The sequence below is a fragment of the Luteimonas sp. A277 genome, assembly GCF_054052045.1.
The window spans coordinates 107961-134438 of the sequence record NZ_JBSVRG010000005.1 but is presented as its reverse complement, the minus strand read 5'-3'; the positions used below and the strand labels follow the sequence as shown (position 1 = coordinate 134438).

The following is a 26478-nucleotide window of genomic DNA, read 5'->3' as shown; positions in this document are numbered from 1 at the left end:
CCGTTTGCGGGCGCGGTCCGGCTGAATGGGCGAAGTGGGCGATAGACTCAAGACCCTGGAATTCGCTGCAGCGCCCGCCATGTCTTCATCCAGTCTCCGCTCCGTCCCGGAGCCCCTGTCTGATCGCGCGCTGCTTGAGCGGCTGCGGGCCGGTCCAGTGTCCGGCGATGTCCTGGCCCAGGCCAGCGGGCAGACCCGTGCCGCCGTGTGGAAGCGGATCGAAGCACTGCGCGCCGCCGGCGTGGAGATCGAGGCCAGTCCCGGCCGCGGCTATGCGTTGTCGCGACCGCTGGAGCTGCTGGACGGGCAGAAGATCCTTGAGCAACTGCCGGAGACGGTACGGGCCGAGGTGGCGGAACTCGATGTGGCCTGGCTGATTGATTCCACCAATTCCGAACTGCTCCGCCGGCCCGCTGCGGCGAACGGGGTGCAGGTGCTGCTGGCCGAACGCCAGAGCGGCGGCCGCGGCCGGCGCGGCCGCAACTGGGAGTCACCGCTGGCCGCCAACCTGTACCTGTCGGTAGCCCGCCGGTTCGATGCCGGGCTGGCGCGACTCGGGGGGCTGGGGCTGGTGGCCGGCCTGGCGGTGGCCGAAGCGCTGCACGCCGCCGGGATCGACCAGGTGCGGCTGAAGTGGCCCAACGACCTGGTGGTTCCCGCGCCCGCAGGCGGGCTGCTCAAACTGGGTGGCTTGCTGGTAGAAGGAGGCGGTGAAAACGCCGGCCCCGTCCGCGCCGTCATCGGGGCAGGGCTGAACGTACGCATGCCCGCGCAGACCGCGGCGGACATTGATCAGCCCTGGACCGACCTGCACGCAGTGGCCGGAGATCGGCTTCCCTCCCGCAACCATCTGGTTGCCGGCTGCCTGGCGCGGTTGCTGCCGGCGCTGGTGCAGTTCGATCGCGAAGGGCTGGCGCCGTTCCTGCAGCGCTACGCCGCCTTGGATGTACTGGCCGGGCAGCACGTCGAAGTACACGGCTTCCACGGCATCCGCGAGGGCATCGCCCTGGGTATCGCTGCCGACGGTGCGCTGAGGGTGCAGATGGACGACGGCGAACAGGCCGTGCATGCCGGCGAGGTGAGCATCCGCCCGGGCGGGGTGCGCCGATGAGCCGCTGGCTGTTTGACCTCGGCAACACCCGGCTCAAGCTGGCTCCGATGGACGCGCAGGGGCGAATCGGCGAAGTGCGGGCGATCGGGCATGACGGCAGCGCGTTCGCGCCGGATTGGCAATCGCTGCTGCCGGAGCGGATCGAGTCTGCCGCGGTTGCCAGCGTGGCAGCCGCACCGCTGCGCGCGATCCTGCTGGACGCGTTGTCCGCCCGCAGCGGCAGGATCTCCGTGGCCAGCACGCTTGCCCGCTGCGACGGCGTGCGGGTTGCCTACCCGCGCCCCGAGCGGCTGGGCGTGGACCGGTTCCTCACCCTGCTTGGCGCGCACGCCCGCGGCCCGGGGCCCTGGCTGCTGGTAGGCGTGGGCACGGCGCTGACTATCGACTTGCTGGATGATCGTGGCCGCCACCATGGCGGCCGCATTGCCCCCTCACCGGCGCTGATGCGGCAGGCCTTGCACGCGCGCGCTGCGCAGCTGCCCGATGAAGGCGGCGCCTATGTGGAGTTTGCTGTCGACACCGATGACGCCCTGGCTTCCGGTTGCGAAGGGGCCGCCCTGGCCCTGATCGAACGCAGCCGCACTGTGGCCACGCGCGAGCTGGGGCAGGCGCCCGTGCTGCTGATGCATGGCGGTGGTGCCGGGCCACTGGCGGCGGGCATCGAAGGCGCCTTGCTCGCCCCCCAGCTGGTGCTGGAAGGGCTGGCACGATGGCTGAGGATGGAAGAGTCGTCCTGAACGCCTAGAATCCGGCCATGCATCTGCGCGCACTGATTGTCCTGTTGGCGGTAATGAACCTGGGGGTGGCCCTGTGGTGGGCCGCGCGTCCCGCGCCGGAGCCCACGCCCCTGCCGGAGCTGCCGGCCGATGTGCCGCGCCTGCTGCTGGCGTCGGAAGCCGGCCCCGATGTGCTGGAGGCGGCTGCGCTGGGCGCAGCCCGGGTGTTCGATACCCGATCGACGTTCGCAGGGGCGATGGCCGACGGGATGCCGGCCGGTGAAGACGACGGGGCCGGTGCGCTTGGCGGCGCGGGCAATGACGGCAGGGCCGATGACGTCGGGGCCGATGACGTCGCGGGCAATAACGTCGGGGCCGCTGGCGGCGCGGACAATGACGGCAGGGCCGATGCCGGCGATGTGGATATCGCCGCCGCTCCGGCGCTGGCGTGCTTCAGGCTGGGCCCCTGGCAGCAGGAGGAGCAGCTGGCAGCTGCAAGCACTGCACTGCAGCCACGGGTACAGCGCATCGTGCGGCGCGAAGTGCCGCACGACCCGTCCGGCTGGCGGGTAATGCTGCCGCCGCTGGCCGACCGCGACCAGGCGCAGGCCATGGTGACCCGCCTGGAAGAAGCGGGCTTCAACGACCACTTCATCGTGGGGCAGGGCGACGAGGCCAATGCCATCGCGCTGGGCCGGTTCACCGCCGAGGACAGGGCCCGGCGCCACCAGGCGGCGCTGGGTGAGGCCGGTTTCGAGGTCAGGGTGGAGCCACTGGGCGGAAGCGGCCCGGTGCTGTGGCTGGACGTGGCTGCAGTGCAGCTCGATGCCGAATCCGCGCGCGCTGCGACCCAGGCCGCGCAGGCCACCGCAATCAATTGCGCGCCCCTGCAGTGAAGCCAGGCCCACGGCGCGTTAGAATGCCTGCCTCAGCCGGGGAGGGCAGTCCAGGCGCGGACTGCGCGGCCCTGGCCGGATTCAAGCCGCTTTAGCTCAGTTGGTAGAGCAACCGCCTTGTAAGCGGTAGGTCGTCCGTTCGAGTCGGACAAGCGGCACCAGACCCAGGCAAACATGATGATCAGGAAACATCCTCCCGTTTCGATCTTTGGCGTGCCTACCGATGTGGGCGCCGGGCACCAGGGCACGCGCATGGGGCCCGAGGCCCTGCGCATCGCCGGACTGGCCGAGGCCCTGCGCGGGCGCGGCGTGGATGTGGTGGACCGCGGCAATCTCGATGGTCCCGCCAACCCGTGGCAGCCCCCGGTGGAGGGCTATCGCCATCTGGATGAAGTGGTGGCGTGGAACCGCGCGGTGCGGGAGGCATCGCTTGCCGAACTGCGCGCCGGACGGATGCCGGTCATGCTCGGCGGCGACCACTGTTTGGCCATCGGGTCGATCTCGGCGGTCGCCGACCACTGCCGTGAGCAGGGCCGTGAGCTGCGCATCCTGTGGCTGGACGCGCATTCGGACTTCAACACCAGCAACGTCACCCCGTCGGGCAACATCCACGGCATGCCGGTGGCCTGTCTGTGCGGCCTTGGCCCGGACGTGCTGACCGGGATCGGCGACCACGTGCCGGCCATCCTGCCCTCGCAGGTCAAACAGATCGGCATTCGCTCCGTGGACCAGGAGGAAAAACGCCTGGTCAAGGAATACGGTCTGGACATCTACGACATGCGCTTCATCGACGAAGTGGGGATGAAGCGCACCATGCAGCAGGCGCTGGCAGACCTGGACGACAACGTGCACCTGCACGTGAGCTTCGACGTGGACATGCTGGATCCGTCCATCGCCCCGGGCACAGGCACCCGCGTGCCGGGCGGCCTGAATTACCGCGAGGCGCAGCTGGTAATGGAAATGATCGCCGATACCGGCCGCATGGCCTCGCTCGACATCGTGGAAGTCAGCCCCACGCTGGATATCCGCAACGCCACGGCGGAGCTGGCTGTGGAAATGGTGGAGAGCCTGTTCGGCAAGTCCACCCTCATGCGCGACTGACGCGGCTCCGCTGCGAGGCTGAATGGACCCGGCTGGCAGACGCCGCTGCAGACAAGGGTTCGCATGGGCTTCACATCAGTCTGGGGTTTCATGGGTCCCACGGGCCACGCCTTCACATCACGCGTTGCCCAACCCCTTACCAAGGAGACATCCATGAAGCGTTTGACTGCACTGCTGCTGCTCGCCCTGTTCACTGCCGGCACGTTCACGGCCTGCAACACCGTCCGCGGTGCGGGTCAGGATGTGCAGAAGGTCGGTGAGAAGGTGGAAGAGGCGGCGGAAGACACCGGGGCCACCGATCCGATCTGATTACCTGATCGGCCGCGCACGACGCGGACAGATGAAGAAAGCCGGCGCAAGCCGGCTTTCTTTTTGCACCACCGCAAGCCGAGCCCCGTCGTTCATGCATGTCAACGCCGCACAACGAAACCTTGACCCCGCCTTCAAGCCGCCCAACGCAAAGTGCAGGTGCGCGGCAACAACCGCGTCGATCCCCACAACCGAGGTAAGACCCATGAATAAAGACATCATTTCCGGCAAGTGGTCCCAGATGAAAGGCAAGGCGCAGGCCAAGTGGGGCGACCTGACCGACGACGTGTTCGACGTGGCCGAAGGCAACAGCGAGTACCTGGCCGGCAAGCTGCAGGAGCAGTACGGCTGGGGCCGTGACCGCGCCGAGCAGGAGGTCAAGGACTTCGAGCGCACGCTCTGATCTTGACGCCCACCGTGAGCGCCAATGGTGCGGACCGCGGGCCACGGAGTGATGGACGGGGGCCGGCAATGCCGGCCCCCGTGCTGTTCAGGGCGCCTGCCCAGAGTGCATGTCCAGAGCGCCGGTGCAGGCCTTCCGCGGCACCGGTTAAACTGCTGGGCCGTCCGCAATACAGCATGCAATGAGCCAACGTCCGCTTCGCGTCCTTACCGGCATCAAGCCCACCGGCGTACCGCACCTGGGCAACTACGTGGGCGCCATCCGCCCTGCGATCACTGCCAGTGAAGCGCCAGGCGTGGAGAGCTTCTTCTTCCTCGCCGACTACCACGCCCTGATCAGCACCCATGACCCGGCCCGCGTGCAGCGTTCCACCCTGGAGGTCGCGGCCAGCTGGCTGGCCTGCGGCCTGGATCCGGAGCGGGTGGCGTTCTACCGCCAGTCCGATATCCCCGAGACCACCGAACTGACCTGGCTGCTGACCTGTGTGGCCGGCAAGGGCCTGCTCAACCGCGCCCACGCCTACAAGGCCGCAGTGGACCGCAACCGGGAGGACGGAGAGGACGACGACGCCGGGGTGACCGCCGGGCTTTTCATGTATCCGGTGCTGATGGCCGCCGACATTCTGCTGTTCAACGCCGACCAGGTGCCGGTGGGCCGCGACCAGATCCAGCACATCGAGATGGCGCGTGATTTCGGCCAGCGCTTCAACCATCTCTACGGCGAGCACTTCACCCTGCCCGAGGCGCTGGTGGAGGAGCAGGTGGCCACGCTTCCCGGCCTGGACGGCCGCAAGATGAGCAAGAGCTACGACAACGTGATCCCGCTGTTTGCTCCGCGCGAGCAGCTGCGCAAGGCGGTGTTCTCGATCGTGACCGACTCGCGCGCGCCGGGTGAGGCCAAGGACACTGAAGGCTCGGCGCTGTTCGAGCTGTATCGCGCGTTCGCGAGCGGGTCGGAAGCCGCGGCGATGCAGGAGGCGTTCGCCGCCGGCATTGCCTGGGGCGAGGCCAAGGAGCGCCTGTTCGAGCGCATTGACGTGGAGGTGGCGCCGCTGCGCGACCGCTACAACGCGCTGGTGGCTGATCCGGCCGCGATTGAGCGCCAGCTGCGCGAGGGCGCGGCACGCCTGCGCGAAGAGGTGGCCGCGCCGTTCCTGCGCGAGCTGCGCTCGGCCGTAGGCCTGCACGACCTGTCGCAGCCGCTGGCCGCGCAAGCAGAGGCCAGGGAAGCGGCGCCTGTTGCACCGCCCCAGTTCAAGCAGTACCGCGAAGATGACGGCCGCTTCTACTTCAAGCTGGTCGATGGCGAACGCCTGCTGCTGCAGAGCGAAGGCCACGAGTCCCCCCGCGGGGCGGGCCAGCTGATTGCCCGGCTCAAGCGCGAGGCCGGTGCCGGCCTGCACCATGTGGAGGAGGGGGGCGTGCACCTGGGCGGTGACCTGATCGGCCGGCTGGGCGAGGCGGTCGCCGTGGAGCAGCTGATGGAGGCGCTCGCCCGCTTTGCCGAGGCCGAGCTTTGAACTCGCTGGTTGAGCTCAACCTGGCGCTGATCCTGTTCGTGCCGTGGTTCCTGATCCTGGGTGCGTTGTTCTGGATCTATCCGCGCCAGCCCCGCGGCCGCGCGCGACGGGTTTACGACGTGCTGGCCCTGCTGCTGGCGATAGTCGCGTTTGCATACAGCCAGTACTGGGCGCTGGAAGTGGCCGATCCGGACTACGGACGCATGTGGGGCCAGATCCTGGCCACGGCGATCGGCTATGCCGTGTACCTGGCGGTGATGACGGCCGCCTTTTTCCTGCGCCCGCGGATCCTTCGCAAACGCTGAGCGCACGCGCCGACTGCGACCAAAGCAGGATCCCTGCTTTGGCTGGCGCGGCCTAGACTGACTTCCAGTTCAGCAGATCATTGGAGTTCCAGTCAGGCATGTCTGCCCCGGATGGCATTGTCACGATCGATACCGGCTATGTGCGGCCGGGGTTCTGTGCCGCCTATCTGGTGATCGAAAACGGGCGCGCGGCCTTCATCGACACCGGCACCGGCAAGAGCGTGCCGCGGCTGCTGGCGGCGCTGCAGGAGCAAGGGCTAGAGCCCGCCGACGTGGACTGGGTGATTGCCACCCACGTGCACCTGGACCATGCGGGCGGCGCCGGGCCGCTGATGCAGCAGCTGCCCAACGCCACCTTCGCAGTGCATCCACGGGGTGCGCGGCACATGCGTGATCCCGCCCGGCTGGAGGCCAGCGCGCGGGCGGTCTATGGCGATGAGTACGACCTGCACCACGGGTCGCTCACGCCCATCGCCGAGGATCGAATGCGCATCCTGGCCAGCGGCCAGGTGCTGGATCTCGCCGGCAGGCCGCTGCGCTGCGTGCACACGCCCGGCCACGCCGGGCACCACCTTTCGGTCTGGGATGCGCGCAGCCGCAGCTGGTTCTGCGGCGATACCTTCGGCATCTCCTACCGGGAGCTGGATTCAGACCGCGGTGCCTTCATCGTGCCCAGCACCTCGCCGGTGCAGTTTGATCCGGATGCGTTGCGCGGCTCCATCCGCCGGATCCTGGCGGAGGCACCGCAGGCGGTGTACGTGACCCATTACGGCAGGGTGGCGCGTGCACAGCAGCTGGGCACCAGTCTGATCGCCCAGGTGGATGCGATGGTGGATCTGGCCCGCGGACTGGAGGACAGTCCGGAACGGAATGTCCGGCTGCGCCGTGCGCTGTCGCGGCTGTACGTGGAACGGGCCCAGAGACAAGGGATCGACCGCGCCGAACAGCTGGTGCCGGAGCTTCTGGCGATGGATATCGAGCTCAACGCCCAGGGGCTGGGCGTGTGGCTGGACCGCAGCCGCAAGACGGCGACGGCCTGAAGATCAAGGCTTGAAGCTCAAACCCTGGAGACGGGGCCCGCCCCGGTGCGGGGCGGGCCGGTCGTGGCTTACTGCGGCAGTGACAGATCGTCCAGCAGCGCCTTGAGGAAGCGGGCGGCTTCGCCGCCGGTGGCGGCGCGGTGGTCGAACGTCAGCGAGATCGGCATGCGGCGGTGCACTTCGATGCCGCCCATCACCGCCACCACGTCGTGGCTCAGCTTGCCCGCGCCCACGATGGCAACGCACGGCGGCACCACCACCGGAGTGGCGTAGCGGCCGGCAAACATGCCGAAGTTGGACAGGCTGATGGTGTAGCCCGACAGCTCGCTGGCGGGAATGCTGCGGTCTTCGACCTGCTGGCGCAGGCGCTGGATGGCCGAGCGCACGCCGGTGGCGTCAAGCACGTCGGCATTGCGCAGGGCCGGCACGAACAGGCCGTCATCGGTGTCCACGGCGATACCGATGTCCACGTGCGGGTGCATGGTGCGGGTCAGGTTCTTGCCGTCGAACCAGGCGTTCAGCGCCGGCACGGCCTTGGCGGCGGTGCAGATGGCGCGGATCAGGCGTCCGGTGATGTCCTGCTTGCCGATCCAGGCGTGCAGGTCGGCATCGTCCACCAGGGTGGTCGGCACCACCTGGCTGTGCGCATCGGCCATAACCCGGGCCATGTTGCGGCGCACGCCCTTGAGCTGCTCCGGCTGGCCGGTGGCGGCGACGCCTGGCGGCTGGGTGCGCATCGGACGGCCGGACTGCGACACGGGGCCACGCTGTGCAGCCGCGGCAGGCGCGGGCGCGGGTGCCTGGGCCGCGCGGTCCACCGCGCGCTGCGCCGGAGCGGCGCCAGCCTTGGCGGTGCCGTCGGCAGCAGCCTTCTTCACGTCGGCCAGGCTGGCCACGCCGTTGGGACCGGTTGCCGTCACCCGGCTCAGGTCCACGCCCAGCTTGCGCGCCATGGCGCGCACGGCGGGCATCGCCTTGACGCCGCCAACGGCCACGGCCTGCTCGGTGTGGACATGGTCGGAGGACTGCATGGCGCCGACCACGGTGCCGGCATCCTGGCGTACCTCGCCCTTGGCCGCGGGCTCGCCTTCGGCCTCGATCGCACCGCCGTCGTCTGAAGCAACCACGCGGTCATCGGGCGCCGGATCCTGGCTGCCCACGCCCTTGTCGCCGCCGCCGTGATTGTGGCCGGTGTCCTGGCCTTCGGCGCGCTGCGGCATGGAGGGATCCATCTCGAACTCGGCCAGCATGGCGCCGGTGATGATCACGTCACCCGACTCGCCGGACAGCTTCAGCACCTTGCCCGAGACCGGGGAGGGCACCTCGACCACGGCCTTGGCGGTCTCCATGGACACCAACGGGTCGTCCAGGCGGATGGTGTCGCCTTCCTTGACGCTCCAATCGACGATGGTGGCGTCCGGCAGGCCTTCGCCCAGGTCGGGCAGGAAAAAGGTCTTCTTGTTGCTCATGGCGTTTATCCATAGGGCGGGCCGTGGCCCGCCGACAGGTTGTAGGGTCCGGATGGATCAGCCGTGGGACACGGCGCGCTTGGCTGCTTCGACCACCCGCTCCACGCTGGGCAGGAACTTCATTTCCAGGCGGAACAGCGGGATGTGCGTGTCCGGGCCGGTGACGCGCTCGACCGGGGCGACCAGGTCGAACATGGACTCCTCGGCCAGGCGCGCGGCGATCTCGGCGCCGAAACCGGCGGTCTTCGGGGCTTCCTGCACGATCACGCAGCGGCCGGTCTTGCTGACCGACTCGGCGATGGTGACGAAGTCCAGCGGACGCAGGGTGGCCACGTCGATCACTTCGGCGCTGATGCCCTCGCCGGCCAGCTTGTCGGCGGCCTCAAGGGCTTCCTTCACCTGCGCGCCCCAGGTCACCAGGGTCACGTCGGTACCGTCACGCAGCACGTAGCACACGTCCAGCGGCAGGGCTTCGCCGTCGTCCGGCACCATTTCCTTGTACTGGCGGTAGATGCGCTTGGGCTCGAAGAAGATCACCGGATCCGGCTCGCGGATCGCCGACAGCAGCATGCCGTAGGCGCGCTGCGGCGAGGATGGCATGACCACGCGCAGGCCTGGCACGTTGGTGAAGATGGACTCGTTGGCCTCGCTGTGGTGCTCCGGCGCGCGGATGCCACCGCCCCACGGCACGCGCAGCACCATCGGGCAGGTCAGGCGGCCGCGGGTGCGGTAGCGCATGCGCGCGGCATGGCTGACGATGAAGTCGACCATCGGGTACATGAAGCCGTCGAACTGGGCCTCGGCGATGGGCAGCATGCCCTGGCTGGCCATGCCCACGGTCAGACCGGCGATGGTGGTTTCATCCAGCGGGGTGTCGATGACGCGCTCGCTGCCGAACTCGGAGTGCAGCCCGGCGGTGGCGCGGAACACGCCGCCGTTCACGCCCACGTCCTCGCCCAGCACCACGACGCGCTCATCAACGCGCATTTCGTAGGCCATGGCCTGGGTCAGTGCTTCGATCAACGTGATCGGATTGGCCTGCGTGGTGCTCATGCCCGGCCCTCCCGCTCGATGGCTTCCTGACGTTGGGCCAGCAGGTCGGCCGGCGGATCGGCATACAGATAGTCGAACATGGCTTCCACCGGCTGCACCGGGGTGCTGAGGTAGGCGTTGATTTCCACGTCCACCTTCTCCTCGCACTCGGCCAGCCAGGCCTTCTCCTCGTCTTCGCTCCACACGCCTGCATCAGTCAGGTACGTGCGCAGCCGGGTCATGGGTTCACGCGTCCAGCCGTCCTTGACCTCGGCCTCGTCGCGGTAGCGGCTGGCGTCGTCGGCGGTGGTGTGGTCGTGCAGGCGGTAGGTCATCATCTCGATGACGGTGCCGCCTTCGCCCTTGCGGGCGCGCTCGGTGGCGCGGCGCATGCCTTCCAGCACGGCGATCAGGTCGTTGCCGTCCAGCTGCAGGCAGTGCAGGCCGCCGGCCAGGCCCTTCTGGGCCAGGGTCTCGGCACCGGTCTGGGCCGAGCGCGGCACGGAGATGGCCCAGCCGTTGTTGATCACGCACAGCACCAGCGGCGCCTTGAACGCGCCGGCGGAGTTCACGGCGGCGTAGAAGTCGGTCTTGGACGAGCCGCCATCTCCGCAGCAGGCCACGGCCACGCGGTCCTGCTTGCGCAGCTTGAACGACAGGGCGGCGCCGGCGGCCATCAGGCACTGGGTGGAGATCGGCACGCACCACGGGTAGTCGTTGCGCGGCACTTCGAAGTCGTTGCCACGCTCGTCCCCGCCCCAGTACATCAGGACGTCGCGGGGCTTCACGCCGCGCATGAACTGCGCGCCGTATTCGCGGTAGCTGGGGGCGAAGACGTCTTCGGGCCGCATGGCGGCGCCGATTCCGACGTGGGCGGCTTCGTGGCCAAGGCTGGCGGCATAGGTACCGAGCTTGCCGGTACGCTGCAGCTTGATGGCCTTGCTGTCGAACGTGCGTACGAACAGCATCTGTTTGAACATGGGCACGAGGGTCTGGGGATCCCGGAATGCTTCGGGCAGTTCGGCAACGAGTTTGCCGTCCTGGCCGAGGTATTGCAGGTATTCGATCTCGAATTTAGCGGCGACAGTCATGGAATCAACGAGTTCGGGACAAGACGGCAATGATAGCTGGTCCGGGTTATGGCGATATTGCGCGGTGCGGCATGACTTCAGGTTCGGAATCTGGTTGGTTTGGGGTTTTGGGGCGCTGGGGGTGGGCACTTTTTTGCTGCGCGGTGATCTGGTGTGCTGTGACTTGAGGGGCCCCGCCGCGGCCGGGAGGCCTTCGCTGCTCATGTCCCCCGGCCTCCGCCTGCGGCGGAGGCCTCCTCCTTTACTTCGCTGCGAAGGCCTCCCGGCCACGGCGGGGCTCGGCTCCGGAGAGAGGGGGCAACGGTCGGCACCGGGGGCGTGAACTGGTGTTCGCGTGGCGGCGGGGCACTCGGGTAATCTGCGGGCATGACTGAAGACCGCAATCAGCGCCCGCTTGAAGAGGGCATCCATACCGATCTGGATGGCAGCCTGACCTACGGCGGCTATCTGCGCCTGGATCTGCTGCTGGCTGCCCAGCAGCCGGTGTCGGAGCCGCAGCACCACGACGAGATGCTGTTCATCGTGCAGCACCACGTGTCGGAGCTGTGGCTGAAGCTGATCATCCACGAGCTGCGCGCCGCGCTGGAATACCTGCGCAACGACCAGCGGGGGCCGTGCCGGAAGGTGCTGGCGCGCTGCAAGAAGGTGCTGCACCAGCTGACCGAGCAGTGGTCGGTGCTGGAGACGCTCACCCCGGCCGAATATGCGGAGTTCCGCAACCTCCTTGGCCCGTCCTCCGGTTTCCAGTCGCTGCAGTACCGCACGGTGGAGTTCCTGTTGGGCAACAAGAACGCGGACATGCTGAAGGTGTTTTCCTACGATCCTGCGGGCCAGGCCAGCCTGCGCGCAGCGCTGGAAGCGCCGGGGCTGTACGACGAGTTCCTGCGCTACCTCGCCCGTCAGGGACATCCGGTGCCGCAGCGCCATCTGGAGCGGGACTGGACGCAGCCGCACGTTCACGATGACGCGCTGGTGGATATCTTCGCGGCCATCTATGCCGACACCGACGGCTGCTGGCGCGAATACTCGCTGTGCGAAGACCTGGTGGATCTGGAAAGCCAGTTCCAGCTGTGGCGCTACCGGCACATGCGCACCGTGCTGCGGATCATCGGCTTCAAGCGCGGCACCGGGGGCTCGAGCGGCGTCGGCTTCCTGAAGCAGGCGCTGGACCTCAGTTTCTTCCCCGAACTGTTCGATGCCCGCACGCGGATCGGGCAGGGCGGCTGAGTCCGGCTGGCGGCCATGGAAGTCACGCAGCCGAGCCTGCCGTTCTGGGTGCAATCAGTCGCCTGGGCACTGGCGGCGCTGGTGCTGGCCTGGCAGGGGCGGCCGCTGTGGCGGCGCCTGCACGGGGCCGGGCCGGAAGCGGTCCGGGTATTGCTGGGGCTGGCCCTGGTACTGATGGCGGTGCGCTGGTTCAACACCGCGCCGCTGCAGGGGGTGATGCTGCACCTGACCGGGGCCACTATCGCCACCCTGCTGGTGGGCGCGGGCCCGGCGTGCTGGGTGATGGCTGTGGCGAGCCTGTCCGGGGTGCTGATGGGAGCGGCCTGGCACGGCTGGGCGATGGATTTCCTGGTGACCGGTGCGCTGCCGGTGGCGGTGACCGCGGTGTTCTCGCGTGCGGTGCGGCGCTGGCTGCCGCACAACATCGTCGTGTACGTGATGGGCAATGCCTTCTTCGCCGCCGCCGTGGCCATGGCGGCCTCGGTGCTGGCCAAGTTTGCGCTGGTCGCCTGGCTGGGCAGCCGCTCGGCAGCAGCCTATCTGGTGGCCACTCCCCTGCTGGCGCTGGCCGAGGCTTTCCTGACCGGCACGCTGATGGCGGTGATCGTGGTGTACCGGCCGCAGTGGTGCGTGTCGTTTGACGACAAGGTGTACCTGTGGCCGGAGCGGCCGATGTAGCTGCAATGTGGCTATTGGGGGGTACCCGGACGCGCCCGGGCTGCTAGCATGCGGCGGATTCACCTTCAGCCAGGAGTCATGAATGAGCCACCCGGACCCCGATGTCACGCCCGCGCCCCGTGGCGTTGTGACGCGCATGCTCGACGTCGTCGAGCGCGTTGGCAACAGGCTGCCGGATCCGGCGATGCTGTTCCTGATCCTGATGCTGCTGACCTGGGTGGTCTCGGCGGTGATGTCCGGCTGGTCCTTCAGCGAGATCGATCCGCGCACCGGTGATCCGGTTGCGGTCAACAACCTGCTGTCGGGTGCGAGCCTGACCGCGTTCATGGCCACCATGGTGCAGACCTTCGTCAACTTCGCCCCGCTGGGCGTGGTGCTGGTGGCGATGCTGGGCCTGGGCGTGGCCGAGCACACCGGCTTCATCAACGCGCTGCTGAGGGCGATCCTGAGCGTGACCCCGAAGATGCTGCTGACCCCTGCGCTGATCGGCGTGGGCATCCTCAGCCACATCGCGGTTGACGCCGGCTACGTGCTGGTGATCCCGCTGGGCGCGGTGATCTTCTACGCCGCCGGGCGGCATCCGCTGGCCGGCATCGCAGCGGCATTCGCAGGTGTTTCTGGCGGGTTTTCAGCGACCTTCTTCGTTCCCTCCAGCCTTGATCCGATGCTGGCCGGCCTGACCCAGGAGGCGGCGCGGATCCTGGATCCGGCCATGGAGATCAACCCGCTCAACAACTATTTTTTCACCACCGCCTCGACCTTCCTGGTGATCCTGGTGGGCTGGTTCCTGACCGACCGGGTGATCGAGCCCCGGTTGAAGGCGACCAAGGTGGATGGTGATATCGGCGACATGCCGACCATGGAGGCGCTTCAGCCCAACGAGCGGCGTGGTCTGGTGGCCTCGGTGGCGGCGATGGCCGTTGCCATCCTGCTGTTCGTGCTGACCCTGTTGCCGGCGGGCACGCCCTGGGCCGCCGATCCGGCGACGCTTGCCCCCGGCACCCAGCCGCTGCTGGCATTCACCGCGCCGCTGATGCAGTCGATCGTCGCCCTGATCTTCATTTTCTTCCTGATCCCCGGCGTGGTGTACGGCTACGTCGCCGGTACCGTCAAGAGCCATCGCGGCATCATCGAGGGCATGAGCAAGTCGATGAGCGGGATGGGTTACTACATCGTCATGGCGTTCTTCGCCGCGCAGTTCATCTATGCCTTCACCCAGTCGAACCTGGGCGTGCTGTTGGCCATCAAGGGCGCCAATGGCCTGCAGTCCTTGGGGTTGCACATGTCGTTGACGCTGGTCGGCATCGTGCTGCTGTCGGGAGCGGTGAACCTGCTGATCGGTTCCGCCTCGGCGAAGTGGGCGCTGATCGGCGCGATCATGGTGCCGATGATGATGCAGCTGGGCATCTCGCCCGACCTGACCCAGGCCGCGTACCGCGTGGGTGATTCGAGTACCAATATCGTTACCCCGTTGCTGCCGTACTTCCCGCTGATCGTGGTGTTCTGCCAGAAGTACGTGAAGTCCGCCGGCGTGGGCACGCTGCTGTCATTGATGCTGCCCTTCGCGTTCAGCCTGCTGGTGGTCTGGACCCTGTTCCTGATCGCCTTCTGGGCGCTGGGGATCCCGCTGGGCGTGGGCTCCAGCTATGTGTATCCAGGCACCTGACGGCCGCCGTCGGGTGCGATTTTCCGCAACCCCAACCGCAACCGCAGCCGTCGGTAGTGTAAATTTCCAGTGATGCCCGCGAGGGCCCGCATGTCCGGGAGTATCAGATCCGTGTCCAACAACCCCATCCCTGCCGAAGGCAAGACCTTCTTCGGCCATCCACGCGGCCTGTTCGTGCTGTTCTTCGCCGAGATGTGGGAGCGCTTCTCGTACTACGGGATGCGCGCGATCCTGATCTTCTACCTCATCCAGCACTGGATGTTCTCCGAGGAGAAGTCCTACGTCATCTACGGCGCCTACACGGCGCTGGTGTACATCACCCCGGTGGTGGGCGGCTATCTGGCAGACAGGTACCTGGGCCAACGCAGGGCGGTGCAGTTCGGCGCGATCCTGCTGGTGATCGGCCATGGATTGATGGCTTTTGAAGGGCCCGGGCCGGCGCAGTATCCGGAACTGACCGCCGCGGACATGCAGAGCGGCATGTTCATCAACATCTTCTGGCTGGCGCTGGCCTTCATCATCATGGGTGTGGGCTTCCTCAAGTCCAGCATCTCGGTGATGGTGGGACAGCTCTACGGTCAGGGTGACATCCGCCGCGATCCCGCATTCACCATTTTCTACATGGGCATCAACCTCGGCGCCGCGCTGGGATCGCTGCTGGTGGGTTACCTCGGTCATGCCTGGGGCTGGAACTGGGGCTTCGGCGCGGCCGGCGTGGGCATGCTGCTGGGTCTGGCTGTGTTCGTGTGGGGCCGGCCTACGCTGATGGGCGCGGGCGAGGCTCCCGATCCCGAGCGGCTGCGCGAGCGCGTGGCGGGCATTCCGCTGGAATGGCGGGTGTACCTGGGTGGTCTGCTCGGCGTGGTGGTGGTGTGGTTCCTGGTGCAGTACCAGTCGGCCGTAGGCCTGCTGCTGGCCGTTTTCGGCGGTGCGGTGGTGCTGTACATCGTGCTCACGGCGGTGAGCAAGCTTGACCGGGTCGAGCGCCACCGCATCTTCGCCGCGCTGTTCCTGATCGGTCTGCAGCCGCTGTTCTGGTCCCTGTTCGAGCAGGCGGGTTCCTCGCTGAACGTGTTTACCGACCGCTACGTGGACCGGACGATCTTCGGATGGGAGGTGCCGCCGGGGATGTTCCAGTCGCTGAACTCGATCTACATCATCCTGCTTGCGCCGCTGTTCGCGTGGCTCTGGCTTACGCTGGCCAAGCGCAACCTCGAGCCGTCCACGCCGGCCAAGTTCGGGCTGGGCCTGATCCAGCTGGGCATCGGCTTCCTGGTGCTGGTGGCAGGAGTCATGGCCAGCGGCAGCGGCATGACCCCGGTGATCTTCATTTTCCTGATCTACCTGCTGCACACCATGGGTGAGCTGTGCCTGTCACCGGTGGGCCTGTCGGCGATGACCAAGCTGGCGCCGGCGCGTATGGCGGGTTTGATGATGGGTACCTGGTTCCTGGCCAGCGCTGCGGGCAACTTCATCGCCGGCCTGATCGCCCGGGCTACGGCCGGTGGCGGGTCCGAAGAAGGCAGCACCACCCAGGTGGTCGAGGTGTACTCCCAGATCGGCTGGGTGGCCATCGGGGTAGGCGTCGGCGTGATCGTGATTTCGCCGCTGGTGCGCAAGCTGATGCACGAAGATGTGATGGGGAAGGACGGCAGGGTCTGATTCCCCGGGAGCGGACACCGCCTGGACCGGAGTCAGGGCCGTGAGGCCAGGTCCAGGCGGGTCAGCAGTCGATCAAGCGTCGCCCGCTCTTCTTCATCCAGGCTGGCCAGCAGTTCGCGCTCATAGTCCAAAGCCATGGGCACCACCTGGTCGTAGACATCCAGGCCGGGGCCGCTCAGGCGCAGGACCGAGCGGCGGCGGTCGCTGTCGTGGATGTCGCGCTGGATCAGGCCCGCCTGGGTCAGGCGCGTGACCGCACGACTCACCGCCACCTTGTCCATCGCGGTGCGCTCGGCCACGGCGCTGGCCGACAGCTCCGGATAGCGCCCCAGCACGGCCAGCACCCGCCACTCGGTGATGCTGATGCCGAAGCGCTCCGCATACACGTCGGCGATGGTCTGGCTGACGTGGTTGGAGATCACGCTGAGCCGGTAGGGAAGGAAATGTTCCAGCTTCAGGATGACGCGGCTGGCGTCGGCCTTGCTGCGCCTGCGCGCATCGGAAGGGGGCTTTGCCATGCTGCGCTGCGCCTTGCAAATGGTTACAAGTGAAACTATAACCATAGGTTCGTCCCATTTGCCAGCGTCGCCACGGCGCGCCCGGCCTCAAACACGGAGTTCCCCCATGACTACCCAGACCCAGCAGGGCCCCAACCTCGGCATGGAGGTCACCACCTTCGAAAACCCGATGGGCATCAACGGCTTCGAGTTCGTCGAATTCGCCGCGCCGGCGGGCGAGGGTGCGCGCATGCGCGATTACCTCGGGAAGCTCGGGTTCACCGCGATCGCCAAGCACCGCGAGCGTGAAATCACCCTGTTCCGCCAAGGCACCATCAACTTCCTGCTCAACGAACAGGCGGATTCCTTCGCCTCCGACTTCGCCGCCAACCATGGTCCGTCGGCCTCCGGTTTCGCCATCCGCTTCAAGAAGGCCCCGGCCGAAGTGCTCGAGCACGTGCTGGCCAGCGGCGGCGAGAAGATGGAGCACAAGGCCGACACCCGCGTGGTCGACTTCCCGGTGATCAAGGGCATCGGCGACTGCATGCTGTACCTGATCGACGACAGCAGCAGCGACGTCTACGCCGACTACGAGCCGCTGCCGGGCGTGGACCAGAACCCGAAGGGCTTCGGCCTGACCTTCATCGACCACCTCACCCACAACCTGTTCCTGGGCAACATGGGCAAGTGGTCGGAGTACTACGAGAAGCTGTTCAACTTCCGCGAGATCCGCTACTTCGACATCAAGGGCGCCAAGACCGGCCTGCTGTCCAAGGCCATGACCGCGCCGGACGGCGTGGTGCGCATTCCGCTCAACGAATCCAACGACGACAAGAGCCAGATCAACGAGTACCTGCGCGAGTACAAGGGCGAGGGCATCCAGCACATCGCGCTGTTCACCGATGACATCTACGAGTCGGTGGAGAAGATGCGCGAGGCGGGCATCGACTTCCTCGATACGCCTGACGCCTACTTCGACGTGATCGACCAGCGCGTGCCCGACCACGGCGAAGATGTTGAGCGCCTGCGCAAGAATGCGATCCTGATCGATGCCGATCCGGAAACCAAGCAGCGCAAGCTGCTGCAGATCTTCGGCAAGAACGCGTTCGGCCCGATCTTCTTCGAGATCATCCAGCGCAAGGGCAACGAGGGCTTTGGCGAGGGCAACTTCCAGGCCCTGTTCGAGTCGATCGAGCGCGACCAGATGGCGCGCGGCGTGCTCTGACGGTATAGGCCGGGGCCGACCGCTTCAGCGGCACGGCCCCGGCATTCCGGTGTCAGTAGCTGCCGGCAAGACCGGCGAACATGGCGGCCCCGCCGAGCAGCAGCATCAGTGCGAACACGATGAGCGAGATCAGCAGCAGGATGCCCTGGATCATGAAAAACAGGCGCAGCTTGTCGGTTGCCCGGGTTGCAGTGGCCACATCCCCGCTGGCCGAAGCTTCCTCGGCGGCACCGGCGGCCTGGAACAGCAGTACGCCCAGCCAGATGGGCACCCAGGCCCAGAGGATGCCGACGATGGTCAGCACCTGCAGCGCGCCGGTGATGATCATCATGACGCCAAGCAGCTTCATCCACAGCTTGCCGTTCACCAGCGGCGCCATGACGGCCCGCAGATTGTCGTTCGATTGCATTGAAAGCTTCCCCTGAGTGAGTTGAAACCACCGATCGGTGGCGCATTCAGATTAATCGCCAATCGCTGCCAAAGGAACAGACCATGACTGTCGCCGCAAATCCCAAGGGATACATGTCCGGCTTTGGAAACGAATTCGCCACCGAGGCGGTAGCCGATGCGCTTCCGGTCGGTCGCAATTCGCCGCAGCGGGTTGCGCACGGGCTCTACGCCGAACAGCTGACCGGCACCTCGTTCACCGCGCCGCGCCACGCCAACCGGCGCAGCTGGCTGTACCGGATCCGCCCGGCGGCGATGCACGGTGAGTTCAAGCCGTTCCACCAGCCGCGCCTGCACGAGGACTTCGGCGATGGCCCGGTCACCCCGGACCAGCTGCGCTGGAACCCGGTGCCGATGCCGGCGGACGACGCTGCCGTGGACTTCGTGGACGGGCTGTTCACCATGGCGGGCAATGGCGGCTCACGCGCCGGCACCGGCGTGGGCGTGCACATGTATGCCGCCAACGCGTCCATGCGCGGGCGGTTCTTCTACAGTGCGGACGGCGAGCTGCTGATCGTGCCCCAGCAGGGCCGGTTGAAGATCGCCACCGAGCTGGGCGTGCTTGAAGTGGAGCCGCAGGAAATCGCGGTCATTCCGCGCGGCGTGCGCTTCCGGGTGGAGTTGCCGGACGGCGCGGCGCGCGGCTATGTGTGCGAGAACTATGGCGCCATGCTGAAGCTGCCGGACCTGGGGCCGATCGGGTCCAACGGCCTGGCCAATCCGCGCGACTTCCTCACCCCGGTGGCGGCGTACGAGGAGGACGAGGGCGATTTCGAACTGATCGCCAAGTTCCAGGGCTACCTGTGGCGGGCCGACATCGGCCACTCGCCGCTGGACGTGGTGGCCTGGCACGGCAACTGTGCCCCGTACAAATACGACCTGCGCCGCTTCAACGCCATCGGCTCGATCAGCTTCGACCACCCGGATCCATCGATCTTCCTGGTGCTGCATTCGCCCAGCGACACCCCGGGCACCAGCAACATGGACCTGGCGATCTTCCCGCCGCGCTGGCTGGTGGCGCAGGACACGTTCCGGCCGCCGTGGTTCCACCGCAACATTGCCAGCGAGTTCATGGGCCTGATCCACGGCGCCTACGACGCCAAGGCCGAGGGCTTCGCGCCGGGCGGATGCTCGCTGCACAACTGCATGACCGGGCACGGACCGGACGCGGCCACCTTCGAGAAGGCGTCCAGCGCGGACCTGTCCAGGCCGGATGTCATCGAGGATACGATGGCTTTCATGTTCGAGACCCGCGCCGTTCTGCGTCCCACCAGCCAGGCGCTGGCGGCGGACCATCGCCAGCGTGACTACCAGGCCTGTTGGGCGGGACTGCGCCGCCATTTCACCCCGCCCCGCTGACCGGCTTCGCCCGGGGCTGGTTTTCGCGTTGCCTCGACGGCGGCCGGGTGACCCTGCGCTGGACCTCCCGACCGGACCATCCGTATGAGTCGCCTGCCCCTGCCGCTGTGCCTGTGCGCCTGCCTGATGCTGTCCGCCTGCGGTCCCGGAGCGCAACCGCAACCGGAGCCGGCGCCGGAGTCGGAACCGCAGGCCAGCGCTGATCCCGCCGGGGCTGGCCGATCGGCGCAGACGCCCGAGGTTGACGAAGCCGAGGTTCCCAAGTACCCGGCCGATGGCGCCATCGGCTTCCAGGGCTTCGGCATGGCGCCGTTCGGCGCCGATCAGGAAGCCGTGCGCATGGCCTGGGGGCGCGATCTGGGCGATGCCGTGCCGGCCGAGCCCGGCGGCTGCTATTACCTGGCGCCGCATGCGCGCCTGCAGGAGGATCGTGACCGCATCGCCTTCATGATCGACGGCGACCGTTTCGTGCGGATCGACGTTACCGCGCCCGACATCGAAGCGCCGGGTGGGGGTCGGGCAGGGCTGTCGGCAGACGCGATCCACGGTCTTTACGGCGAGGGCGTCGAAGAGCGTCCGCACAAGTACATCGACGGCGGGCACTATCTGCGCGTTGCCGACCCGGCCGGCGGCGAAGCCGTCCTGCTGTTTGAAACCGGTGCCGACGGACGCAGCACCCGATGGCGGATCGGGCTGCCTCCGCAGATCGACTGGGTCGAGGGCTGCGGCTGAGCCGTGCGGGGTCAGGCGTTGCGGTTGTCCACGTCTTCCCGCACCGCTCCGTCCGGATCCGGCGGGCGCGGCGGGGTGGGCGGCAGCTCGCCCATCAGCGACAGCGTGGCGCGCGACATCAGGTGCGCGCTGACCGGCGCGGTCAGGAACAGGAACACCACGATCAGCAGCTCGCGCGGGTGCAGGCCGGTGCCGTAGAAGCTGTGGAACAGGATCGAGGCCACCAGGATGCAGCCCACGCCCATGGTGCTGGCCTTGGTGGGGCCGTGCAGCCGGCGCAGGAAGGTGCTCAGCTTGACCAGCGAGAACGCGCCGAGGAAGGCGAAGAAGCTGCCGGTAGCCAGCAGCAGGATCAGGACGATGTCGAGGATCTGGATCATTCCACGATATCCCTTCGGATCACGTACTTGCTCAGCACCACGGTACTGAAGAACCCGAGCATGGCGATGATCAGCGCGACTTCAAAATAGAGCTCGGTATCCAGGTACATCCCGAACAGGATCAGCTGCGCCACGCCGTTTACATACAGCGTGTCCAGGGCCAGGATCCGGTCGGGGGCGGTGGGGCCGCGCAGCAGTCGCCACAGCGACATCAGCATGGCCAGCCCGACCACGGACAGGGCGATGACGATTGCGATCTGGATCATGGGAACACCTTCCGCAGCCGGACTTCATAGCGCTGCTTGATTTCATCGATCATGCCCTGCGGGTCGTCCGTGCTCAGCACGTGCACCAGCATGTACTTGCGGTCTTCGGTCAGCGCCGCCGCCACGGTGCCGGGTGTCAGGGTGATCACGCTGGCCAGGGCCGAGATCCCGTGGATGTTGGTCAGCTCCAGCGGGATCCAGATGAAGTGCGGGGTCAGCTTCTTCTCATTTCCGAGTACCTGGCGGGCGACGGTGAAATTGGCCACCAGCAGGTCCCACATCAGCACCGCACCCAGCTGCAGCAGCACGTCCAGCCGGGCCATGCGCGCGAACTCGCGCTCCAGGCGGGTGGCAATCAGCGGCATCACCACCGCCAGCACCAGCGCCATCAATATATGGGCGAAGCTCAGCTCTTCGGCCATCAGCAGCCAGAATGCGAACACCGTGAAGCTCTGCGGCAGCGAGGGCAGCACGCGGCGCCGCAGGGTCAACAGCCGTCTCATGGTCTGTCGTTTCATGGTGAGGGCTCCCGCAGCTGCGGCTGGGTGGAGCGGACCTGCTGGATGTAATTGCCCGGCGTCAGCAGCTGCTCGGCCGTGGCATCGGTATAGCGCAGGATCGGCCCGGCGGCCACGGTCATCGCCACGCCGTAGGCCAGCAGCAGGAAGGTGGCACCGACCTCGATCGGTCGCGGCGAAGGCGGCGGCTTGCCCTCACCGGGAGCCTCCACGCGCCAGAACAGACGGGTGCCGGTGCGGGTCAGGCCAATGATCGTCAGCAGGCTCCCGCCCAGTACCGCGGCCCAGATCCACCCGGTGCTGGCAGAGGGCACTGCGCCCAGCACCACGAACTTGCCGATGAACCCGGACAGCGGCGGCAGTCCGGCCACCGATACCGCGGCAATCAGGTACACCATGGCCGAGCCCGAACGGGTGGGCGGTGCGATCGGCAGCACGTGGTCGCCGAGGTTGCCGCGCTGGCGCTGCACCAGGTCGGCGATCAGGAACAGCGCCGCAGTCACGAACACGCTGTGCGACAGGTAGTACAGACCACCGCTGATTCCCTGCTGGTTGGCCACGGAGAAGGCGATGAACAGGGTGCCTGCCGAGAGCATCACCAGGTAGGCCACGGCGACCCGCATGCGGGTGGCGCCAACCACGCCGACTGCTGCCAGCACCACGGTCAGGCCGCCCGCCACCAGCAGGGCATCCCAAGCGTAGTCGGCCAACGGCCCGGCCCCGGCGCCGAACATCAGCGTGTACACCCGCAGCACGGCGTACAGGCCCACCTTGGTCATGATGGTGAACAGCGCCGCCACCGCCGCAGGCGCGCGCGAGTAGGCTTCCGGCAGCCAGATATAGAGCGGTATCAACGCCGCCTTGCCGCAGAACACCACCAGCAGCAGCCCGGCCGCGGCCTTCACCATGGCCACGTCTTCGGGCGCCGTTTCGGCAATGCGAATCGCCATCTCGGCCATGTTGAGCGTGCCGAGCATGCCGTACAGCAGGCCCAGTGCAATCAGGAACAGCGTGGAGGCGGCGATGTTGAACACCACGTAGTGCATGCCCGCGGAGATGCGCGAGCCGAGCGCGCCGCTCAACAGCAGCCCGAACGAGGCCACCAGCATCACTTCGAAGAACACGAACAGGTTGAACAGGTCGCCGGTCAGGAACGATCCGTTGAGGCCGGCCAGCTGCAGCTGGAACAGGGCGTGGAAGTGCAGCGCACGCTTGTCCCAGCCGGCGGTGGCGTGCAGCAGGCAGGGGATCGCCAGCAGGGTGGTGGTGAGCACCATCAGCGCGCTCAGCCGGTCCACCACCAGGGTGATGCCCAGCCGCGCCGGCCAGTCGCCCACCAGGTACACGGTGATCTCGCCACCGGCCGCCGCCTGCACCAGCATCACCGAAACCGCCAGCAGCGCGGTCATCGCGATCCACGCGCCGGTGCGCAGGGTGCGGGTGCTCTGGCGCCGCTCGAGCAGCAACAGGCAGGCCCCTGCCACAAGCGGAACCAGGATCGGAAGAATGGCCAGGTGTTGCATCATTTCTGCTCTTCCGACGGATCCTGGGCGTCCACGTGGTCACTGCGCAGGTCGGCGTGGTTGCGCATCGCCACCACCACGGTGATGGCCGTGGTCGCGAACGCGATCACGATCGCGGTCAGCACCAGCGCCTGCGGCAGCGGATCGGCATGGTTGGCGAGCGTTGCCTCCACTCCGTCCATCAGCACCGCCGGCTTGCCTACCACCAGGCGGCCGGAGGAAAAGATCAGCAGGTTAGTCGCATACGAGAGCAGGGTCAGGCCCAGGATCACGTCGAACGTGCGCGCCCGCAGCAGCAGGTACACGCCGCCGGCGGTCAGCGTCCCGATCGCGGTAGCCAGCGCGAACTCCATCAGTAGGCCTCCTCTGTGGCCCGCTGGCGCTGCTTGACCGTACCCATGGTCGAGAGCATCAGCAGGGCGCTGGCGAACACCGTCACGTACACGCCAGTGTCGAACAGCAGCGCGCTGGCGAGCGGCAGGTAGCCGATCAGCGGCAGCTGCAGGTCGATGTGCCCGCTGGTCAGGAACGGATAGCCGAAGAAGAACGAGCCCATGCCCCCGGCGGCGGCCAGCAGCAGGCCCAGCCCGATGCCGCGTACGTAATCGAAGCCGAACGTGGCTTCCACCGTGCGCGCACCCTGCAGCACGTACTTGATCAGTATCGGCACCGCGATGGCCAAGCCGGCGATGAAGCCGCCGCCAGGCGCGTTGTGGCCGCGCAGGAACAGATAGATCGATACCGTCAGGGTCAGCGGGAAGATCAGCTGGGTCAGGTCGGCCGGGATCGGCAGGGTCACCGGCGGGCCCGGCATGACCTCGTCAGGGCGCAGGCGGGCCCAGCGCAGCAGCGCATGCACCACCAGGCCGGCCATGCCGAACACGGTGATCTCGCCAAAGGTATCCAGACCTCGGAAGTCCACCAGGATCACGTTGACCACGTTGCTGCCATAGGCCTCGGGCAGCGAGCGGGCCAGCAGCTCGCCGGCGATGGTCTGCGAGGGCCGCACCATCATCGCGTACGCGAGCGCCGCGATGCCGCCACCGGCAGCGACCGAGATGCCGATGTCGCGCCAGCGGCGCACCATGGAGCGCTGCTGCGGCGACTGCTTGGGCAGGTAGTTCAGCGCCATCATCAACATGGCGACGGTGACCATCTCCACCAGGATCTGGGTCAGGGCCAGGTCCGGTGCCGACAGGTACACGAAGATCAGGCTCACCATCAGCCCCACCGCGCCGATCACGATCAGCGCGGTCAGGCGTTTGCTGTGCATGCTGACCGTGGCCAGGGTGGCGACCACCAGCACCGCCCAGATCACCCAGCCCATCACCGGCAGCGGCTGCAATTGCCCCGCCTGCGGCAGGGTCATGGGCAGGCTGGCCAGGAACGGCACCGCGCCGATGGCCATGGCCACCAGCAGCAGCCACAGCAGGCTGCGCCGCAGGCCGCCCGCGACAATCCATTCGCTGGCAACACGGGCGCCGTTGAACAGGGCTTCAACGTTGAGCTGGAACAGATGGCGGCCGCGCGCGCCCAGCATCGCCGCATGGATGTCGAACAGCCGGCGCAGGCTGAAATACAGGACCACGCCGCCAACCACGCCCAGGAAGCTCATCAGCAGCGGCAGGTTGAAGCCGTGCCACAGCGACAAGGTGTATTCCGGCGCCGCAGAACCCAGGGTGCCGGCGACCGCTGTTTGCAGGGTTGGCCCCACCACCACTGCGGGCAGGATGCCCACCGCCAGACAGGCGAGGACCAGGATGGCCACCGGGATCCGCATCCAGCGCGGCGGCTCGTGCGGCACCACGTCGATGTCGCGCGGACCTTGGCCAAAGAACGTGTCGTGGACGAAGCGCAGGCTGTAGGCCACGCCGAACACGCCGTACAGTGCCGCCACGATCGTGATCACCAGCTGCAGCGCGCCGTGGCCCTGCACGTCCAGCGCCTCGGCGAAGAACATTTCCTTGGACAGGAAGCCGTTGAGCAGCGGGATCCCGGCCATGGCCAGCGAGGCGATGATCGCCAGCGCGCTGGTGATTGGCATGAATCTTCGCAGGTTGCCGAGCCGGCGCATGTCGCGGGTGCCGGTCTCATGGTCGATGATGCCCGCGGCCATGAACAGCGACGCCTTGAAGGTGGCGTGGTTGAGGATGTGGAACAGCGCCGCCACCACCGCCATCGGCGTGGACAGGCCGAACAGCAGGGTGATCAGTCCCAGGTGGGAGATGGTGGAGTACGCCAGCAGGCCCTTCAGGTCATGCTGGAAGATCGCGAACCACGCGCCCATCAACAGGGTGATCGCGCCGATCGAACTGACCGTATAGAAGAACAGGTCGGTACCGGCCAGCGCGGGGTGCAGGCGCGCCAGCAGGAACACGCCCGCCTTGACCATCGTTGCCGAGTGCAGGTAGGCCGAGACCGGGGTGGGCGCCGCCATTGCATGCGGCAGCCAGAAATGGAACGGGAACTGCGCGCTCTTGGTGAAGATGCCCAGCAGCACCAGGCCGAGGATGGCCGGGTACAGGCCGCTCGCGCGGATCAGGTCGCCGGAGGCCAGCACCACGTCCAGGTCGTAGCTGCCGGTGACCCGGCCGATCAGCAGCACGCCGCCCAGCAGCGCCAGCCCGCCCATGGCGGTGATGGTCAGGGCCATGCGTGCGCCCTGGCGCGCGTCCTGCTGGTGCGACCAGAAGCCGATCAGCAGGAACGAACTGATCGAGGTCAGCTCCCAGAACACCACCAGCAGAAGCAGGTTGCCGGCGATGACCATGCCGAGCATGGAGCCCATGAACAGCAGCAGGTAGGCAAAGAAGCGCGGCGCCGAGTCCTGTTCGCTCAGGTAGTAGCGCGCATACATCACGATCAGCACGCCGATGCCCAGCACCATGCCGGCGAACATCCAGGCCAGGCCGTCCAGGCGCAGGTCGAACATCAGTCCGACCTGGGGGATCCATTCGTAAACGACCCGTGGCACATCGCCTGACATCACCGCGGGGGTGAGCCAGACCAGGATCGCCAGACCGAGCAGGGGAGCGGAGGCGGCCATCCATGCGATCGCAGAGCGGGGCACGGCGTGGAACGCCGCCACCGAAAGCGCCAGCACGAAGGGCAGGGCCAACAGGACCTCTAGCATCAGTCTCCTTATCTGAATGGGGCCGCGAAGCGGGGGAGCTGCGCGCGGCGGAATGGAATTCTAGCAGGCCGCCCCGGCGACCGGACCCGACAGGTTAGCGCACCGCTTGCGCCCGATGCCCGCCCGGACGCCATCGCCTATGCTTGCCCGATGCAGTCGCAGAACGCCGCACG

The 26478-nt window shown here is 67.3% G+C and carries 27 protein-coding genes and 1 tRNA gene; 17 read left to right on the top strand and 11 right to left on the bottom strand.

The genetic code is table 11. The features are described 5' to 3' along the window. Nucleotides 1–115 precede the first annotated feature (115 nt). The 10 genes from birA to ACW7G2_RS06615 all read left to right on the top strand — a co-directional run bounded on the left by birA (nucleotide 116) and on the right by ACW7G2_RS06615 (nucleotide 7400). Nucleotides 116–1111 (top strand): bifunctional biotin--[acetyl-CoA-carboxylase] ligase/biotin operon repressor BirA, encoded by a 996-nt coding sequence (birA, locus tag ACW7G2_RS06660; protein ID WP_456974153.1) that lies wholly within the window; start codon nucleotides 116–118, stop codon nucleotides 1109–1111. After that, nucleotides 1108–1848, top strand: coding sequence for a type III pantothenate kinase (locus ACW7G2_RS06655; protein WP_456973982.1), 741 nt, complete (start codon nucleotides 1108–1110; stop codon nucleotides 1846–1848). The genes birA and ACW7G2_RS06655 overlap by 4 nt, the downstream gene beginning before the upstream one ends. A gap of 17 nt (nucleotides 1849–1865) precedes the next feature. After that, nucleotides 1866–2723: an SPOR domain-containing protein gene (locus tag ACW7G2_RS06650; protein ID WP_456973980.1), complete on the top strand. Its 858-nt coding sequence runs from the start codon at nucleotides 1866–1868 to the stop codon at nucleotides 2721–2723. A gap of 85 nt (nucleotides 2724–2808) precedes the next feature. Beyond that, nucleotides 2809–2884 (top strand) — tRNA-Thr (locus ACW7G2_RS06645). Between the two features lie 16 nt (nucleotides 2885–2900). Beyond that, complete coding sequence (gene rocF / locus ACW7G2_RS06640; protein WP_456973978.1) at nucleotides 2901–3824, top strand: arginase; 924 nt, start codon at nucleotides 2901–2903, stop codon at nucleotides 3822–3824. A 153-nt stretch (nucleotides 3825–3977) separates the two neighbouring features. After that, nucleotides 3978–4133 carry an entericidin A/B family lipoprotein gene (locus ACW7G2_RS06635; RefSeq protein WP_456973976.1) on the top strand — a complete coding sequence of 52 codons (156 nt, stop codon included), beginning with the start codon at nucleotides 3978–3980 and terminating at the stop codon, nucleotides 4131–4133. Between the two features lie 205 nt (nucleotides 4134–4338). Beyond that, on the top strand, nucleotides 4339–4536 hold the full coding sequence (locus ACW7G2_RS06630; protein WP_456973974.1) for a CsbD family protein: 198 nt from the start codon (nucleotides 4339–4341) through the stop codon (nucleotides 4534–4536). Between the two features lie 181 nt (nucleotides 4537–4717). Beyond that, nucleotides 4718–6055, top strand: coding sequence for a tryptophan--tRNA ligase (locus ACW7G2_RS06625; RefSeq protein ID WP_456973972.1), 1338 nt, complete (start codon nucleotides 4718–4720; stop codon nucleotides 6053–6055). Beyond that, a complete protein-coding gene (locus ACW7G2_RS06620; RefSeq protein ID WP_456973970.1) occupies nucleotides 6052–6360 on the top strand; it encodes a hypothetical protein in 309 nt (102 codons plus the stop codon). Before ACW7G2_RS06625 ends, ACW7G2_RS06620 begins: the two co-directional genes overlap by 4 nt. Nucleotides 6361–6458: 98 nt before the next feature. Beyond that, the gene (locus ACW7G2_RS06615; protein ID WP_456973968.1) at nucleotides 6459–7400 is read left to right on the top strand and encodes an MBL fold metallo-hydrolase; all 942 of its coding nucleotides are present in this window, start codon (nucleotides 6459–6461) and stop codon (nucleotides 7398–7400) included. Between the two features lie 68 nt (nucleotides 7401–7468). Here the strand turns inward: ACW7G2_RS06615 and ACW7G2_RS06610 are convergent, their stop codons facing one another. From ACW7G2_RS06610 to pdhA, 3 genes are read right to left on the bottom strand one after another with little or no spacing between them, the layout of a single operon-like run. Then, nucleotides 7469–8869: a dihydrolipoamide acetyltransferase family protein gene (locus ACW7G2_RS06610; RefSeq protein ID WP_456973966.1), complete on the bottom strand. Its 1401-nt coding sequence runs from the start codon at nucleotides 8867–8869 to the stop codon at nucleotides 7469–7471. A gap of 57 nt (nucleotides 8870–8926) precedes the next feature. Then, complete coding sequence (locus ACW7G2_RS06605) at nucleotides 8927–9922, bottom strand: alpha-ketoacid dehydrogenase subunit beta (RefSeq protein WP_456973964.1); 996 nt, start codon at nucleotides 9920–9922, stop codon at nucleotides 8927–8929. Next, a complete protein-coding gene (gene pdhA, locus ACW7G2_RS06600) occupies nucleotides 9919–10992 on the bottom strand; it encodes a pyruvate dehydrogenase (acetyl-transferring) E1 component subunit alpha (RefSeq protein ID WP_456973962.1) in 1074 nt (357 codons plus the stop codon). The genes ACW7G2_RS06605 and pdhA overlap by 4 nt, the downstream gene beginning before the upstream one ends. Before the next feature lie 366 nt (nucleotides 10993–11358). Between pdhA and ACW7G2_RS06595 the strand changes: the two genes are divergently transcribed. The 4 genes from ACW7G2_RS06595 (at nucleotide 11359) to ACW7G2_RS06580 (ending at nucleotide 16225) form a co-directional block, all read left to right on the top strand. Beyond that, nucleotides 11359–12219 carry a tryptophan 2,3-dioxygenase gene (locus ACW7G2_RS06595; RefSeq protein ID WP_456973960.1) on the top strand — a complete coding sequence of 287 codons (861 nt, stop codon included), beginning with the start codon at nucleotides 11359–11361 and terminating at the stop codon, nucleotides 12217–12219. 15 nt (nucleotides 12220–12234) lie between these two features. Continuing rightward, the gene (locus ACW7G2_RS06590) at nucleotides 12235–12897 is read left to right on the top strand and encodes an energy-coupling factor ABC transporter permease (RefSeq protein ID WP_456973958.1); all 663 of its coding nucleotides are present in this window, start codon (nucleotides 12235–12237) and stop codon (nucleotides 12895–12897) included. 82 nt (nucleotides 12898–12979) lie between these two features. Then, on the top strand, nucleotides 12980–14563 hold the full coding sequence (locus ACW7G2_RS06585) for an AbgT family transporter (RefSeq protein ID WP_456973956.1): 1584 nt from the start codon (nucleotides 12980–12982) through the stop codon (nucleotides 14561–14563). A 111-nt stretch (nucleotides 14564–14674) separates the two neighbouring features. Then, complete coding sequence (locus ACW7G2_RS06580) at nucleotides 14675–16225, top strand: peptide MFS transporter (protein WP_456973954.1); 1551 nt, start codon at nucleotides 14675–14677, stop codon at nucleotides 16223–16225. Between the two features lie 32 nt (nucleotides 16226–16257). Here ACW7G2_RS06580 and ACW7G2_RS06575 read toward each other — a convergent pair whose 3' ends face one another. Then, on the bottom strand, nucleotides 16258–16743 hold the full coding sequence (locus tag ACW7G2_RS06575; RefSeq protein ID WP_456973952.1) for a MarR family winged helix-turn-helix transcriptional regulator: 486 nt from the start codon (nucleotides 16741–16743) through the stop codon (nucleotides 16258–16260). A gap of 142 nt (nucleotides 16744–16885) precedes the next feature. Here ACW7G2_RS06575 and hppD point away from each other — a divergent pair, with 142 nt between their 5' ends. Further along, a complete protein-coding gene (hppD, locus tag ACW7G2_RS06570; protein WP_456974151.1) occupies nucleotides 16886–17947 on the top strand; it encodes a 4-hydroxyphenylpyruvate dioxygenase in 1062 nt (353 codons plus the stop codon). A 52-nt stretch (nucleotides 17948–17999) separates the two neighbouring features. On the opposite strand, the gene ACW7G2_RS06565 is transcribed toward hppD, so the two are convergent. After that, a complete protein-coding gene (locus ACW7G2_RS06565) occupies nucleotides 18000–18356 on the bottom strand; it encodes a DUF5362 family protein (protein WP_456973950.1) in 357 nt (118 codons plus the stop codon). 83 nt (nucleotides 18357–18439) lie between these two features. On the opposite strand from ACW7G2_RS06565, the gene hmgA reads away from it, so the two are divergent. Together hmgA and ACW7G2_RS06555 are read left to right on the top strand one after the other, a co-directional pair. After that, nucleotides 18440–19753 (top strand): homogentisate 1,2-dioxygenase, encoded by a 1314-nt coding sequence (gene hmgA, locus ACW7G2_RS06560; protein ID WP_456973948.1) that lies wholly within the window; start codon nucleotides 18440–18442, stop codon nucleotides 19751–19753. A gap of 84 nt (nucleotides 19754–19837) precedes the next feature. After that, a complete protein-coding gene (locus tag ACW7G2_RS06555; protein WP_456973946.1) occupies nucleotides 19838–20485 on the top strand; it encodes a hypothetical protein in 648 nt (215 codons plus the stop codon). 11 nt (nucleotides 20486–20496) lie between these two features. Here ACW7G2_RS06555 and mnhG read toward each other — a convergent pair whose 3' ends face one another. The 6 genes from mnhG to ACW7G2_RS06525 are packed head-to-tail and all read right to left on the bottom strand — an operon-like array spanning nucleotide 20497 to nucleotide 26305. Next, complete coding sequence (mnhG, locus tag ACW7G2_RS06550; RefSeq protein WP_456973944.1) at nucleotides 20497–20865, bottom strand: monovalent cation/H(+) antiporter subunit G; 369 nt, start codon at nucleotides 20863–20865, stop codon at nucleotides 20497–20499. Beyond that, nucleotides 20862–21131: a K+/H+ antiporter subunit F gene (locus ACW7G2_RS06545; RefSeq protein ID WP_456973942.1), complete on the bottom strand. Its 270-nt coding sequence runs from the start codon at nucleotides 21129–21131 to the stop codon at nucleotides 20862–20864. Before ACW7G2_RS06545 ends, mnhG begins: the two co-directional genes overlap by 4 nt. Beyond that, entirely contained in the window at nucleotides 21128–21634 is a 507-nt protein-coding gene (locus tag ACW7G2_RS06540; protein WP_456974149.1) for a Na+/H+ antiporter subunit E, read from the bottom strand. Before ACW7G2_RS06540 ends, ACW7G2_RS06545 begins: the two co-directional genes overlap by 4 nt. A gap of 11 nt (nucleotides 21635–21645) precedes the next feature. After that, nucleotides 21646–23172: a monovalent cation/H+ antiporter subunit D gene (locus tag ACW7G2_RS06535; protein ID WP_456974147.1), complete on the bottom strand. Its 1527-nt coding sequence runs from the start codon at nucleotides 23170–23172 to the stop codon at nucleotides 21646–21648. Then, on the bottom strand, nucleotides 23172–23525 hold the full coding sequence (locus ACW7G2_RS06530) for a Na+/H+ antiporter subunit C (RefSeq protein ID WP_456973940.1): 354 nt from the start codon (nucleotides 23523–23525) through the stop codon (nucleotides 23172–23174). The genes ACW7G2_RS06535 and ACW7G2_RS06530 overlap by 1 nt, the downstream gene beginning before the upstream one ends. Continuing rightward, nucleotides 23525–26305: a monovalent cation/H+ antiporter subunit A gene (locus tag ACW7G2_RS06525; protein ID WP_456973938.1), complete on the bottom strand. Its 2781-nt coding sequence runs from the start codon at nucleotides 26303–26305 to the stop codon at nucleotides 23525–23527. The genes ACW7G2_RS06530 and ACW7G2_RS06525 overlap by 1 nt, the downstream gene beginning before the upstream one ends. Between the last annotated feature and the right edge of the window lie 173 nt (nucleotides 26306–26478).